Annotated in this window: 8 protein-coding genes; 3 read left to right on the top strand and 5 right to left on the bottom strand. The window is 64.0% G+C overall.

The window, feature by feature from the left end; translation table 11 throughout:
* Window positions 1–48: 48 nt before the first annotated feature.
* A complete protein-coding gene (gene csrA / locus BM416_RS05495) occupies window positions 49–246 on the top strand; it encodes a carbon storage regulator CsrA (RefSeq protein ID WP_092486346.1) in 198 nt (65 codons plus the stop codon).
* Between the two features lies 1 nt (window position 247).
* Here the strand turns inward: csrA and BM416_RS05490 are convergent, their stop codons facing one another.
* From BM416_RS05490 to BM416_RS05475, 4 genes are all read right to left on the bottom strand, one after another.
* Window positions 248–475 carry a YheU family protein gene (locus BM416_RS05490; RefSeq protein WP_003236706.1) on the bottom strand — a complete coding sequence of 76 codons (228 nt, stop codon included), beginning with the start codon at window positions 473–475 and terminating at the stop codon, window positions 248–250.
* A gap of 59 nt (window positions 476–534) precedes the next feature.
* Complete coding sequence (locus tag BM416_RS05485; RefSeq protein WP_027603950.1) at window positions 535–1,719, bottom strand: osmoprotectant NAGGN system M42 family peptidase; 1,185 nt, start codon at window positions 1,717–1,719, stop codon at window positions 535–537.
* Window positions 1,720–1,809: 90 nt separating this feature from the next.
* Window positions 1,810–3,558: an N-acetylglutaminylglutamine synthetase gene (ngg, locus tag BM416_RS05480; RefSeq protein WP_092486343.1), complete on the bottom strand. Its 1,749-nt coding sequence runs from the start codon at window positions 3,556–3,558 to the stop codon at window positions 1,810–1,812.
* 3 nt (window positions 3,559–3,561) lie between these two features.
* Entirely contained in the window at window positions 3,562–5,334 is a 1,773-nt protein-coding gene (locus BM416_RS05475) for an N-acetylglutaminylglutamine amidotransferase (RefSeq protein WP_092486340.1), read from the bottom strand.
* Window positions 5,335–5,644: 310 nt separating this feature from the next.
* Here BM416_RS05475 and BM416_RS05470 point away from each other — a divergent pair, with 310 nt between their 5' ends.
* Window positions 5,645–10,465, top strand: a complete 4,821-nt coding sequence (locus tag BM416_RS05470) for an NEL-type E3 ubiquitin ligase domain-containing protein (protein WP_092486337.1) — start codon at window positions 5,645–5,647, stop codon at window positions 10,463–10,465.
* Between the two features lie 8 nt (window positions 10,466–10,473).
* Here the strand turns inward: BM416_RS05470 and mnmC are convergent, their stop codons facing one another.
* The gene (gene mnmC, locus BM416_RS05465) at window positions 10,474–12,468 is read right to left on the bottom strand and encodes a bifunctional tRNA (5-methylaminomethyl-2-thiouridine)(34)-methyltransferase MnmC2/FAD-dependent 5-carboxymethylaminomethyl-2-thiouridine(34) oxidoreductase MnmC1 (protein WP_092486335.1); all 1,995 of its coding nucleotides are present in this window, start codon (window positions 12,466–12,468) and stop codon (window positions 10,474–10,476) included.
* A gap of 141 nt (window positions 12,469–12,609) precedes the next feature.
* On the opposite strand from mnmC, the gene pap reads away from it, so the two are divergent.
* On the top strand, window positions 12,610–14,124 hold the full coding sequence (gene pap / locus BM416_RS05460; protein WP_092486332.1) for a polyphosphate:AMP phosphotransferase: 1,515 nt from the start codon (window positions 12,610–12,612) through the stop codon (window positions 14,122–14,124).
* The last annotated feature ends 10 nt before the right edge of the window (window positions 14,125–14,134 follow it).

Genomic DNA, 14,134 nt, shown 5'->3' with positions numbered 1-14,134 from the left:
ACCCAGCGCGCATGGTCGGGGTCCTGTCATTCAATAAGGACAACCGCCATGCTGGTCTTAAGCCGCGCCGTAGGCGAAATCATCGCCATCGGTGATGACATCACCGTGCGCATTCTCGAGCTGAACGGTAATCAGGTGAAATTTGGTGTTGTTGCGCCCGTCGGGGTGCATGTCCATCGCGCCGAGGTGTACCAAAAGATCCTCAAGCGTCAAGTCTCCCAATCCCAGCCCACCACCAACCCCTGAGTCAGTCGAACAGATGCTTGGGCACATCGTGCTTGAGCATCAACTGGCACTGCTCGCTGTCCGGGTCGAACACGATCAGCGCCTGGCCCTTGGTCAGCGCCTGGCGCACCCGCAGCACGCGGGTTTCCAGGGGCGTGTCGTCGCCATTGTCGGTGCCGTCGCGGGTCACGAAGTCTTCGATAAGGCGGGTCAGGGTGTCGACTTCAAGTGCGTCGTAGGGAATCAGCATACAAGCCTCAGATGATGGATCCCGGCGATCCTACTGCGCCGGGACCGCAGTTGCCAGTGTCAGGACTTCTGGCCGACCAGGCTGTCCACCGATGGCACACGCGTGTCGCTCTCCATCTGCGTTTCGTGCTCGATCTGATGGCTGAACCGGTCCAGTGAGCCCTGGGCCGGTTGCGCATCACTGGCGAACACCGGCGGGCTGAGGATATACGCGCCCAACAGCCGACTCAGCGCAGCCAGGCTGTCGATATGGGTGCGCTCATAGCCATGGGTCGCGTCGCAACCGAACGCGAGCAGGGCGGTGCGGATATCGTGACCGGCAGTCACCGCCGAGTGGGCATCGCTGAAGTAATAGCGGAACAGGTCGCGGCGCACGGGCAAGTCGTTATCCGAGGCCAGGCGCAGCAGGTGGCGGGAGAGGTGATAGTCATACGGCCCGCCGGAGTCCTGCATCGCCACACTGACCGCATGCTCGCTGGAGTGCTGGCCGGGGGCGACCGGGGCGATATCGATACCGACAAATTCACTCACATCCCAGGGCAGGGCCGCCGCGGCGCCGCTGCCGGTTTCTTCGGTGATGGTGAACAGCGGGTGGCAGTCGATCAGCAACGGTTCGCCGCTGTCGACGATGGCCTTGAGCGCAGCCAACAGCGCGGCGACGCCGGCTTTGTCGTCCAGGTGACGGGCACTGATATGCCCGCTCTCGGTGAACTCGGGCAACGGGTCGAACGCCACGTAGTCGCCGATGCCGATCCCCAGGGAATCGCAATCGGCGCGGGTGGCGCAGTAGGCATCCAGGCGCAATTCCACATGGTCCCAGCTCACCGGCATTTCATCCACGGCGGTATTGAACGCGTGCCCGGAGGCCATCAACGGCAACACGCTGCCACGGATCACGCCGTTGTCGGTAAACAGGCTGACGCGGCTGCCTTCGGCAAAGCGGCTTGACCAGCAGCCTACCGGGGCGAGGGTCAGGCGGCCATTGTCCTTGATCGCGCGCACGGCGGCGCCAATGGTGTCCAGGTGCGCGGACACCGCGCGGTCGGGGCTGTTTTTCTGGCCCTTAAGGGTGGCGCGAATCGTGCCGCGCCGGGTCATTTCAAACGGGATACCGAGTTCTTCCAGGCGCTCGGCGACGTAGCGCACGATGGTGTCGGTAAACCCGGTGGGGCTGGGAATGGCGAGCATTTCCAGCAGGACTTTTTGCAGGTAGTTGAGATCCGGTTCGGGGATGGTTCGGCTCATGAAGACTCCTGATGAAATAAGTGAAATTCTTTGGCCAGTGGGGCTGTTGTGGCCAAGGGGCTTGTTGTGGCAAGCCCGCTCACCACAGGGTTATTGAGCGGTCGGCTGGCTATGGGGGAATAGCAGGTCCACAAACTTCTCCGCCGTCGGCTGCGGTTCATGGTTGGCCAGGCCGGCCCGTTCGTTGGCTTCGATAAAGACGTACTCGGGTTGATCGGCCGCAGCCACCATCAGGTCCAGGCCCACCATGGGAATGTCCAGGGCGCGGGCGGCGCGCACGGCGGCGTCCACTAGGGTGGGATGGAGGATCGCGGTGACGTCCTCCAGGCAGCCGCCGGTGTGCAGGTTGGCGGTGCGGCGCACGGCCAGGGTCTGGCCCCGAGGCAGGATGCTGCTGTAGTCGTAGCCGGCGGCGTGCAGGGTGCGTTCGGTTTCTGCATCCACGGGGATTTTGCTTTCGCCGTCGGTGGCCGCCTGCCGCCGTCGGCTCTGGGCCTCGATCAGCGCACCGATGGAATGCTGGCCGTCACCGGTCACTTCGGCAGGGCGGCGGATCGCAGCGGCGACCACCTCGAAGCCGATCACCAGGATGCGCAGGTCCAGGCCTTGGTGGAAGCTCTCCAGCAACACGCGGCTGTCGAACTGGCGCGCGGCTTCGATTGCCTGCTGCACCTCTTCGATGCTCTGCAGATCCACCGCCACGCCCTGGCCTTGCTCGCCATCCAGGGGCTTGACCACGACGCGCTGGTGTTCGTCGAGGAACTCCAGGTTGTCATCGGCGCTGCCTGCCAGTTGCTGCGCAGGCAGTTTCAAGCCCGCCGCTTTCAACACCTTGTGGGTCAGGCTCTTGTCCTGGCACAGGGTCATGCTGATCGCGCTGGTCAGGTCGCTCAGCGACTCGCGGCAGCGCACGCGGCGGCCACCATGGCTGAGGGTGAACAAACCGGCATCGGCGTCATCCACCTGCACATCGATGCCGCGTCGATGGGCCTCTTCGACAATGATCCGCGCATACGGGTTGAACCCCGCCTGGGGGCCGGGGCCGAGGAACAGCGGCTGGTTGATACCGTTCTTGCGCTTGATCGCAAAGGTGGTCAGCGCACGGAAGCCGAGCTTGGCGTAGAGGTTCTTGGCCTGGCGATTATCGTGCAGCACCGACAGGTCGAGATAGCTCAGGCCACGGCTCATAAAGTGCTCCACCAAGTGGCGCACCAGTACTTCGCCCACGCCGGGGCGTGTGCACAGCGGGTCGACCGCCAGGCACCACAGGCTGCAGCCGTTTTCCGGGTCGTGGAAGGCTTTCTGATGATTGAGGCCCATCACGCTGCCGATCACCGCGCCACTGTCTTCGTCCTCGGCCAGCCAGTACACCGGGCCGCCTTCATGGCGCGGTGTCAGGCGTTCGGCGTCGACCGGCAACATGCCGCGGCCTTGATACAACTGGTTGACCGCCAGCCAGTCGGCCTCGCTCTGCACCCGGCGAATCCGAAAGCCGCGAAACACACGGGTGGACGGGCGATAGTCGCTGAACCACAGGCGCAGGGTGTCGGATGGGTCGAGGAACAACTGCTGCGGATCTATGCCGAGGATCTGCTGGGGCGCGGCCACATACAGCGCGATATCGCGCTCGCCGGGCTGTTCGTTGAGCAGTTCCTGGGCCAGGCTGGCCGGGTCCGGAAAGGTATGGCCGATCAGTAGCCGGCCCCAGCCGCAATGCACCGCAATCGGCTCGGCGGCCAATGGGCTGCCATCTTCGGCCAGGCGCGCTTGCAGGCGCTCGTAGGTCGGCGCCTGGCCCTTCAACAAGCGTTGGCTGTAAGCCGCTGCATGGGGTTTCATCAATCAGATTCCTTGTTCGCTGAGCCACAGGTTCAGCGCGGCCAGTTGCCACAGCTTCGAGCCGCGCAACGGGGTCAATTGACCCTGCGGGTCAGTGAGCAGGCGGTCGAGCATGGCCGGGTTGAACAGGCCGCGATCCTGGCTTGGGTCCAGCAGCAGTTCGCGCACCCAATTCAGGGTGTCGCCCTGCAAATGCTTGAGGCCCGGCACGGGGAAGTAGCCTTTCTTGCGGTCGATGACTTCGCTCGGGATGACCCGGCGTGCCGCTTCTTTCAACACTTGCTTGCCACCGTCGGGCAATTTGAATTTGCCCGGCACGCGGGCCGACAGTTCCACCAGGCGGTAGTCGAGGAACGGCGTGCGCGCTTCCAGGCCCCAGGCCATGGTCATGTTGTCGACGCGTTTGACCGGGTCATCCACCAGCATCACCGTGCTGTCCAGGCGCAGGGCCTTGTCCACGGCGGCGTCCGCGCCGGGCATCGCAAAATGTTCGCGTACGAAGTCACCGGCAGCGTCGTTGGCGGTCAGCCATTTGGGCGCGACGGTGGCGGCGTAGTCGTCGTAGCTGCGGTCGAAGAATGCTTCGCGGTAGGCGGCATACGGGTCGCTGGCGCCATCCACCTGTGGGTACCAGTGGTAACCGGCGAACAACTCATCGGCGCCCTGGCCGCTCTGCACCACCTTGCAATGCTTGGCCACTTCCCGCGACAGCAGGTAGAAGGCGACGCAGTCATGGCTGACCATCGGCTCGCTCATGGCGCGGAACGCCGCCGGCAGTTGTTCGATGATCTCGCTTTCGGCAATGCGCAGTTGATGGTGACGGGTGCCGTAGTGCTTGGCGATCAGGTCCGAATACTGGAACTCGTCGCCGCGCTCGCCGCCGGCGTCTTCAAAACCGATGGAGAAGGTCGACAGGTCCTGTACGCCCACTTCACGCAGCAGGCCGACGAGCATGCTCGAGTCGACACCGCCGGAAAGCAGTACGCCGACATCCACCGCGGCCCGTTGGCGGATGGCCACGGCTTCGCGGGTGCTGTCGAGCACGCGGTCGGTCCAGTCTTCAAGGGTGAGATTGCGCTCGTCCTCATGGGGACCGTAGGGCAGGGTCCACCAGGTTTTCTGCTCGGTGTTGCCTTCGGCATCGATGCGCATCCAGGAGGCCGGCGGCAGTTTTTCAATGCCCGCCAGCAGGGTGCGCGGAGCGGGCACGACGGCATGGAAATTCAAGTAGTGATTGAGCGCCACCGGGTCGAGGATCGGGTTGATATCACCGCCCTTGAGCAGCGCCGGCAAGGCCGAGGCAAAGCGCAGGCGTTGGCCGGTGCGCGACAGGTACAACGGCTTCACGCCGAGACGGTCACGGGCGATGAACAGGCGCTGGGCGTCGCGCTCCCAGATGGCAAAGGCAAACATGCCGTTGAGCTTGGGCAGCAGCGCTTCGCCCCAGGCGTGGTAACCCTTGAGCAGCACTTCGGTGTCGCCGCCGGAATAGAAGGCGTAACCCAGGGCTTCAAGCTCCTGGCGCAATTCCGGGAAGTTGTAGATCGCGCCATTGAATGCCAGGGACAGGCCCAGTTGGGCGTCGACCATCGGTTGGGCGGAGCCGTCCGACAGGTCCATGATTTTCAGGCGTCGATGGCCCAGGGCAATCGGCCCTTGGGCATGGAAGCCCCACGCGTCAGGGCCGCGTGGGGCCAAATGATGGGTGATTCGCTCCACCGCTGCGAGGTCCGCAGGTTGGTGATCGAAACGTAACTCGCCAGCTAATCCGCACATAGGTTCCTTACCGGTTTTTCCGTTGGGGAGGGATAGAAATGCACGCGCCGAAACGGCGGGTACCTAGGGACTGACCCGAGGCTATACGCGGAGTTTTAGATCAATAAGTTATATGGCAAACCGCCGCCTCCCATTCGGAACACCCCTGCAGCCTGTGCGGCGTGGGTGAAAGGGGCGGTAATTAAGTCGAGGTGAGATGCAAAAAATCGACGCTTACACGGGCTGAACCTGCAGCTATTTGAACCCTTTTATGCGATCGCAGCGCTTATCGTCTGGCGTCATTGTTCAACGCGATAAAGGAACATTGCGAATGACGCAAACCACTGATTTGACCCAGGCGCTCGCGCCTGTGGCCGGTGACCAATTGATGGCGGCGCTGCTGGATATCACCGGCGACCTGGATAAAGCGCAGGTCTTGCATGACACGCTGCCGGCCTGGTTGGTCAAGGCCGATTCCCACGTACTGCAGGCCATCGAGCAGGCGTATGCCGACAGCGAGCGTCCCCGTGAAACCCTGCACCGATTGCTGAACCGTCTGCAACCGTTGGATAAATTCTGTGCCGAACGGCTCAAGGCATTCCTGGACGGCAAGGGACATGGGGGCCTGGACATCGAAAACGACACCCTGGAAATCCCCCGGCGCTCGTTCAGCGGTGTCAGCCAGGACCTGGGTGGCCAGGTGGTCGAGACCGTCACCCTGGAGAAGCACAGCCTGCTGCAAGCGGCCATGCAGAATTTCTCCCAGGCGGCTGCCGAGCCTGGCGGCTCGCCGACCACTGCCGTGGTGCGCATCGGCCCCAGGCGCCGAATTGCGCAAACCCTCAGCGCCCAGACCTTTATCGGCTATTGCCGCGAACTGAACCTGGGAGAGGCCTATCAGACCCATGTGCGCGAAGTGTTCAACCTGGTGGCGCCCGACCAGGACTTCAACCCTTCGGTGGCGCAGGTCGGCCAATCCCGCTGCGTGGATATGCAGATCGACCTGCATCTGGCCCATGCCAAGGGCGATATTGATGCGCCGACCCGTGCGTTGCTGCTGGGCCTGGTCAAGGCGGATATGCCCGCCAGGGACATCCGGCAACTGTGGTTCAACCAGCAGCCGCTGACCTGGCAAGGCCTGAACATCGACGGTGCCTGCCTGTGGGGTGTATTGGTGTTTTCCAGTGCATCGGCCGAAGGGTTCTCCAGCGGCCCGATCGTGGTGTACATGCCCAACGAGCCTGTGCGGCCGTGGTACCGCTATGAATCACTGGAGCATTTCAAGCTCTACCTCACCCTCAAGCTTCACGTCAGCACTTATCGCGATTTCTTCAAGGGTTACCTGGACGAGTCCGAGCGTTTCGGTTTTTTCGAGCGTTTTGACCAGGAGGCAATCGTCGTGCGGGTGGCGCCGCTCCCGGTAACGGGCAAGCTGTCGACGTTCTTTTTCAATGCCTGCGTCGGCAAGACCCAGCTGGATGCGCGGGTATTGGCGGTTCCCAATGCCCAAGCCGATGACGACGCGCGTCGCAAGCGTATCCAGGATTACCTGGATGTCGGCTTGACGGTGCTCAACGTCGCCGGGTTCGTGGTGCCGGTGGTGGGCCAACTGATGACCGGCGTGGCCATTGGGCAATTGCTTGGCGAGGTGTTCGAGGGAGTGGATGACTGGCTGCACCATGACAAGCTTGGCGCCCTCAGGCACCTGACGAACATCGCGGAAAACCTCGCTGCCATGGCATTGTTCGCCGCGGGTACGAAAGTGGTGGGCCGGCTGTGGCGAACCACGCCTCCGGCAGCTGGATTCTACGACAACATGAAAGCCGTACGGCTGCCCGACAAGTCCGCGCGCTTATGGCGCAGTCGTACCGAGCCGTATCGTCATACCGTCTCGCTTGACGGCGCAGTGGCCAGCCCCCGTGGGGTCTACCAACTCCATGGCCAGTCCTACGTGAATGTCGACGGCGCGCTGTATTCGATTGTCTTTGACGCCCGCACCGGGCGCTGGCGAGCCCGGCATCCGCAGCGGGATTCGGCCTATCGGCCGCCCTTGACCCACAACTACCAGGGCGGCTGGCAGTTCTCGTTCGAGCAGGCGGATGAATGGCGCAGCCCTGACTATATCCTGGGGCGGCTGGACCCCAGTCTCAGCGCCTTACCGGCCGGACACTTGAAGGATATCGCCGCTATCACCGGCTCGACCTTGCCGCGCTTGCAGCAACTGGCCAGGCAGAACCTGCCGCTGCCGGAGCGGCTGCGCGATTGTGCGCTGCGGTTCAAGCAGAACCAGGGGGTTCGCGACCTGATCTGGCAAATGGAGCATCAAGCACCGCTCGATGCGGCTACCACCCGTGTGCAGATGCTGGCCCTGCCACTGATGGACGGGTGGCCCCGCGGACGTTTTTTCGAACTGCTCGACGACGAGGGCTACCTGCTTGAGCGCCATCCAGACACTGCGCCGTTCGACTACGAGGACTTGAGCATCCACCTCACCACGCAACAACTCAGGAACGGGCAGATCCTGCCCACCTTGCTGGCCGCGCTTGACCCCGAAGAAACCGCGCAATTGCTCGGCGGTACCTTCCACGCCGATGAAGCGCAAGCGGCACTGGCGCGGCGTCTCACGGCTTCACTCAAGGCCACGCATCAGGCGGTCTATGAGCGGCTGCGCATGGATGCCGATTTCATCGATCAGACCGATCACGGCCAGCTCAAGCAGCGCTTGCCGCAATTGCCGATCCGAGTGGCCTGGGAGGTCATGACCCAGGCCTCCACGGCGGAGCGCTGGCACTTGCGCCATACCGGGCGTGTGCCGCTGCGGGTCGGCCAATGGGCCCGGGAAGCCCTGGAAGCGCTGGAGGAAGACGACGCCCTGGCCGGCCTGTACTTGCCGGAGCTGGCCACCGATGCGACACGACGCGTGGCCACCGGGTTGCTGCAACGGGTTCCGGGCTGGCCCGAGGATCTGTTTTTGCAGGTACGCCGCGACAGCGTGCGGGGCACAGTCCTGGGCCAAGTGGGCAACCCAGATGCTGATATGAGCCGCATCGTGGTGCAGTCGGCCAAGGGGTTTCGCGCCCACGATGGGCAAGGTGTGGCGTTGGGCGCGCTGGCCGGCGGGCCGGAAGGTTTCTATGAGGCGTTGCTCAACAGTTTGTCTGCCGCCCAACTCGACGCGCTGCGCCTGACCGCGAGCGGCAAGGCCAGCCAGTTGCGGCATGCACTGATTGGCAAGGCGCAGGACGAACGCAATCGCATCGGTCGCTACTTGTGGCCGGAGCGTGCAGTGCCTGAGGAGCCCCCCTTGTCGTGTGTACAAGGCGCGCCGCCTGCGCTGCCTCCACAGCCTGCTGGCCTGGTACGCAAGGCACGCAAACTCTTCCCGTTATTCGATGACCGGCGCCTGTCGACCTTCCTGCAGGACTTGGGTAGCGACCACCTGTCCCGGGCCAGGGCCGTACGCGCCCTTGAACAGCAATATGACGCACTGCAACGGACGCTGAGGCTGTGGGCCAAGGACAAACCGGCGCAGCCATACTCTGACATCGCGCTGCGAGACCACCGCCTGGCTCGCCACCAGGCCGCACGGGCCATCGAGCGCTGCTGGCAATATGCGTCGCTGGCGCCGGATGAACTCCATCAGAAGGTGCCGAGCCTGTCCCTGGACGGCATGGCCATCGGGGCGTTGCCGACCTTGCCGGCGCACGTGCAGTTCGAGCATGTCCGGCAATTGTCATTGAAACGCATGGGACTCAACGATGACGTTGCGTATTTCCTCAAGCACTTCAAAGGACTGCGCAGCCTGGAGTTGAACGGCAATCGGCTGACACGGCTGCCGGAAGTGCTCCAGCACATGCCGTCGCTCAGGCAACTGTACATGGCCGATAACCAACTGCAACTGACCGAGTACACCCGCACCAAACTCGCAGACCTCAAAGGGCTGGCCGTGCTCGACCTGAGCAACAATCCCCTGGTGGACCCGCCCATCGTCAACAAGATGTTCGAGTTGCGCAACCTGGTGTTGCGCAACTGCCGGCTGACCAGCCTGCCTACTGGCTTTACCCGCGTTCCGTACCTTGAGCAACTTGACCTGCGCGACAACGACATCGCCAGTTTGCCTGCGTGGTTGTTCAATGCGCCGCGCGAGCACACCGAAGTCATCAACTTGCGGCATAACCCTTTGGACGCCGGCACTCGTCAAGCCTTGAACCGTTACCGGGACACCATCGGCGTGGGCATGGGCTTCGTAGAGGATGACATTGCGCGACTCAACGAGCAGACCGCGCGTCAGCTGTGGCTGGGCGATGAGCGCGCGGCACACTTCGCCGAAAAGGCCGAGACCTGGCTGGGGCTCAAGGATGAGCCCGGCTCCGATGGCCTGTTCACATTGCTGGCCGGCCTGGGCGGTACCGCCGACACCACCCACGTGCACGAGGACATGAACCGCCGCATCTGGCGCGTGCTGGATGCCGCCGCAGCCGATACCCGACTGCGTGCCGAGGTCTTCGAGCGGGCGGCCACGCCGTTGAACTGTGATGACGCCGCTGCCGTGAGCTTCAGTGACCTGGAGGTGCTAGTTGAAATCCACGAGGCCTCACAGCGGGTGGAGGGCGGCAGGGTCACGGCCAAGCCGCTGCTCAGGTTGGCCAGGGGCTTGTTTCGCCTCGACCGCCTGGAATCCATGGCCAGCCGGCACAGTGTCGAGCATCCGATGCTCGATCCGCTGGAGGTCAGCCTGGCTTATCGCACCGGGCTGGTGGAGCGCTTTCATTTGCCCGGGCAGCCCCGGCATATGCGCTTCGCCAGCCTGGCTGGGGTGACCGAGCACATGCTGGAAGTTGCCGAAGCGCAGGTGAAGGAGGCCGAGCATTCCCCACAACTGGTGAACTATATGGTGAAGCTGCCATTCTGGAGCAGTTACCTGAGGCGCACCCATGGCGGTTCGTTCGACACCCTGACCCAGCCCTTTGGCGATCGCATGGAAGCGGTGTGGGCGCAAAGGGAAACCTTGGGTGACGCTGACTATCACACCCAGATGGGCGCGATCCAGAGTGCGCGGGAAAGTGCCGAGCTCGTCGAGCTCAAACGCCTGACCCAGGAAGCGTTGAGGTTCGAGGAGCAGGGCACCTGCGAACTGCCGCCGGCGGGTTGAAGCGCCGCCTACGGGGCCGTTTTTGCAGCGTTGCTGCGAATCAACCCACGCACCGCAAAGCGATTCGGGTGACAGGCCTCGGCCACGCTGCGGGGCAGGGGCAGCGGTTCGTTGTCCAGCCATGCCGCCAGCAACTCGCCGGACAGCGGCGCGGTGATCAGGCCCCGGGAGCCGTGGCCGCTGTTGATGTACAGGCCGTCCAGCCACGGGCAGGCGGCCTGTGGCGTCTGGCGTGCGTCTTTGCGCAGCGCGTCGTAGGCCTGGGCGAACGCCAGGCTGTCGGCCAGCGGCCCGACAATCGGCAAGTAGTCCGGGCTGGTGCAGCGGAAGGCGGCGCGGCCTTCCAGGGTCTCTGCGGCAAGGTCGGCGGCGTGCAGGCGCTGGGCCAGGTCCGGGGAGATCTCTAGCAGCAGCTCAAGGTTACCGGCGTGCTCGGCGGCGGTAGGGGCGAGGTCATCGTTGTTGAAGTCAAAGCTGGCCCCCAGGGTGTGTTCGCCCAGGCGAGCCGGCGCCACATAGCCCTCGGCACACACCACCGTGGCCAGGGCCTGGCTGGCGGCGGTCTGGGGCAGCCGGGTGATCTGCCCGCGAATACGCTTGAGGGGCAACTCGGCGCCGGCGGCAAACCGTTTGACCTCAGCCGCCCCGGCCAGCACCACCACGGGGGCGCTGGCCAGCAGGCGATCACCGTCCCAGGCCTGCCAGTGGTCGTCGACCTTGCGCAGGTCCAGCACCTCATGATGGGCCAGCACCTCGATACCTGGCTGGCGCGCCTGCCATTGGCACAGCGCGGGGGGATGCACCCAGCCGCCTTCGGGGAAAAACAACCCGCCCTGTTCCAGGCCCACCCCGGCGCGAGCCTGGGCTTGAGCCTTGTCCAGCAGATGCAATAACTGCGGTGCGAATGCCTGGGCCAGTTGCGCCTGGCGTTCGGCCTCCTTGGCATTGAAGGCCAGTTGCAGCACGCCGCAGCCGTCCCAATCCACGCCGCGTTGCAGGTGCTCCAGCAGGCGCCGGGTGTACCCGAACCCGCTGACGACCATCTGCGACAACGCCGTGCCGTGTGCCGACAGCTTGAGATAAAGCACCCCTTGCGGGTTGCCGGAGGCCTCCTGGGCGAGACCGCCATGGCGCTCCAACAGGCTGACCTGCCAGCCCCGCGCCGCCAGGCTGGCCGCGCTGGCGCAGCCGGCCAGGCCGCCGCCGATCACCAGGGCGCGGCGCTCGTCGTTGTGTACGGGTGGGCGGGCGAACCAGGGCTTGGCGGCGGCGGGTGCCGGGGTCTCGGCCGGCCAGCCGAGAAACTCCCCGCGCAGGATTTCCCACTTGTGGCCGATGCCCGGTGTGCGCTTCATCTTGAAGCCGGCGGCGTTGATCAGCCGGCGCACCCAGCCGGTGCTGGTGAAGGTGCTGATGGTCGAGCCCGGGGCCGCCAGGCGGGCCAGCTCAGCGAACAGTTCGGCGCTCCACATCTCGGGGTTTTTCGCCGGGGCGAAGCCGTCGAGAAACCACGCGTCGATCTGCGCATCCAGTTGCGGCAACTGTTCCAGGGCATCGCCGATCAGCAGCGTGAGGGTGACGCGGCCGTTGTCCAGCACCAGGCGCTGGAAGCCTTGGTGGATGGCGATATAGTGCGCCAGCAATTGCTCGGCGAACGGCGCGAGCTCGGGCCAGAGGGCGAGGGCGCGTTGCAGGTCGGCTTGGCTCAGGGGGTACTTTTCCACGCTGACAAAATGCAGGCGCGCACCGGCCACGGCGTGTTGCTCGAACAACTGCCAGGCACAGAGGAAATTCAGGCCGGTACCGAAGCCGGTTTCGCCAATCACCAACCGCCCGCCCGCCGGCAGTGCGGCAAAGCGCTCCTGCAAGCGGTTCTGTTGCAGGAACACATAGCGGGTTTCTTCCAGGCCCGATTGGTCGGAGAAATACACATCGTCGAACACCCGCGAGTGCGGGCGACCTTGATCATCCCAGTCGAGCTGGGCGTGGGTTACGGGGTTCATGGGCGGCTCGGTAAAGGCAAGGCGGCCATTCTAGCCGATCAACAGGCTTTGAATTGACCCACGGCAAGCCCAGGTGGAATTTCCTCCCGCGCGTTGTTGCCCAATCCGCTAGTCTTGCTCACTTCTGGAACGGAGCCGCCCATGTTCGAATCTGCCGAAATCGGTCACGCCATCGACAAAGACACCTTTGAGGCCGAAGTGCCCGCCCTGCGCGAGGCTTTGCTGGAGGTGCAGTACGAGTTGCAACAGCAAAAGCGCTTCCCGGTGATCATCCTGATCAACGGCATCGAAGGCGCCGGTAAAGGTGAGACGGTCAAACTGCTGAATGAATGGATGGACCCGCGCCTGATCGAGGTGCGCACCTTCGACCAGCAGACCGACGAAGAACTGGCCCGCCCCCCGGCCTGGCGCTACTGGCGCCAACTGCCTGCCAAAGGCCGCATGGGCATCTTTTTCGGCAACTGGTACAGCCAGATGCTGCAAAGCCGGGTGCACGGCGAGATCAAGGATGCGCGGCTCGACCAGGCCATCGCCGGCGCCGAGCGCCTGGAGAAGATGCTCTGCGATGAAGGCGCGCTGATCTTCAAGTTCTGGTTCCACCTGTCCAAGAAGCAAATGAAGGCACGGCTCAAGGCCCTGGCCGACGACCCGTTGCACAGTTGGCGCATCAGCCCGCTGGACTGGCAACAGTCCGAGACCTACGACAAGTTCGTGCATTTCGGTGAGCGCATCCTGCGCCGTACCAGCCGCGATTATGCGCCCTGGCATGTGATTGAAGGCGTCGACGCCAACTACCGCAGCCTCACCGTGGGCAAGATCCTGCTCGAAGGCCTGCAGAACGCCCTGAAGCTGCCCAAGGGCAAGGCCAGCGGCATGAACCCGGCACCCTTGCCCTCGGCCGTCGACCAGATGAGCCTGCTCAACAGCCTCGACATGACCTTGAGCCTGGACAAGGACGATTACGAAGAGCAGCTGATTACCGAGCAGGCGCGCTTCTCCGGCCTGATGCGCGACAAACGTATGCGCAAGCACGCGCTGGTGACGGTCTTCGAAGGTAACGACGCGGCGGGCAAGGGCGGGGCGATCCGTCGAGTGGCGGCCGCGCTCGACCCGCGCCAGTACCACATCGTGCCGATTGCCGCGCCCACCGAGGATGAGCGCGCCCAGCCGTACCTGTGGCGGTTCTGGCAGAAGATCCCGGCACGGGGCAAGTTCACCGTGTTCGACCGCTCGTGGTACGGCCGCGTGCTGGTGGAGCGTATCGAGGGCTTCTGTACCACGGCCGACTGGATGCGCGCCTATGGCGAGATCAATGACTTCGAAGAGCAACTGCGCGACGCCGGTGTGATCGTGGTCAAGTTCTGGCTGGCCATCGACAAGCAGACCCAACTGGAACGCTTCCAGGCCCGCGAGGAAATCCCCTTCAAGCGCTTCAAGATCACCGAAGACGACTGGCGCAACCGCGACAAATGGGACGACTACCGCGCCGCCGTGGGCGATATGGTCGACCGCACCAGCACCGAGGTCTCGCCGTGGACGCTGGTGGAGGCCAATGACAAACGCTGGGCGCGGGTCAAGGTGTTGCGCACCCTCAACCTTGCCCTGGAGGAAGCGTTCGCGAAAACCGACAAGCACGACAAGAAGAAAAAGAAATAACCACTGGCCT

Origin of the sequence: Pseudomonas sp. NFACC42-2 (assembly GCF_900116055.1) — a bacterium.
Lineage (GTDB): Bacteria > Pseudomonadota > Gammaproteobacteria > Pseudomonadales > Pseudomonadaceae > Aquipseudomonas > Aquipseudomonas marginalis.
The sequence above is the reverse complement of the archived record's forward strand: the minus strand, read 5'-3'. Positions and strand labels throughout refer to the sequence as shown.

What these genes read in the sequence shown, in the direction of transcription:
- ngg (WP_092486343.1), bottom strand. Translation starts at nt 3,558, where the DNA reads ATGAAACCCCATGCAGCGGCTTACAGCCAACGCTTGTTGAAGGGCCAG.
- BM416_RS05470 (WP_092486337.1), top strand. Translation starts at nt 5,645, where the DNA reads ATGACGCAAACCACTGATTTGACCCAGGCGCTCGCGCCTGTGGCCGGT.
- BM416_RS05475 (WP_092486340.1), bottom strand. Translation starts at nt 5,334, where the DNA reads ATGTGCGGATTAGCTGGCGAGTTACGTTTCGATCACCAACCTGCGGAC.
- BM416_RS05485 (WP_027603950.1), bottom strand. Translation starts at nt 1,719, where the DNA reads ATGAGCCGAACCATCCCCGAACCGGATCTCAACTACCTGCAAAAAGTC.
- BM416_RS05490 (WP_003236706.1), bottom strand. Translation starts at nt 475, where the DNA reads ATGCTGATTCCCTACGACGCACTTGAAGTCGACACCCTGACCCGCCTT.
- csrA (WP_092486346.1), top strand. Translation starts at nt 49, where the DNA reads ATGCTGGTCTTAAGCCGCGCCGTAGGCGAAATCATCGCCATCGGTGAT.
- mnmC (WP_092486335.1), bottom strand. Translation starts at nt 12,468, where the DNA reads ATGAACCCCGTAACCCACGCCCAGCTCGACTGGGATGATCAAGGTCGC.
- pap (WP_092486332.1), top strand. Translation starts at nt 12,610, where the DNA reads ATGTTCGAATCTGCCGAAATCGGTCACGCCATCGACAAAGACACCTTT.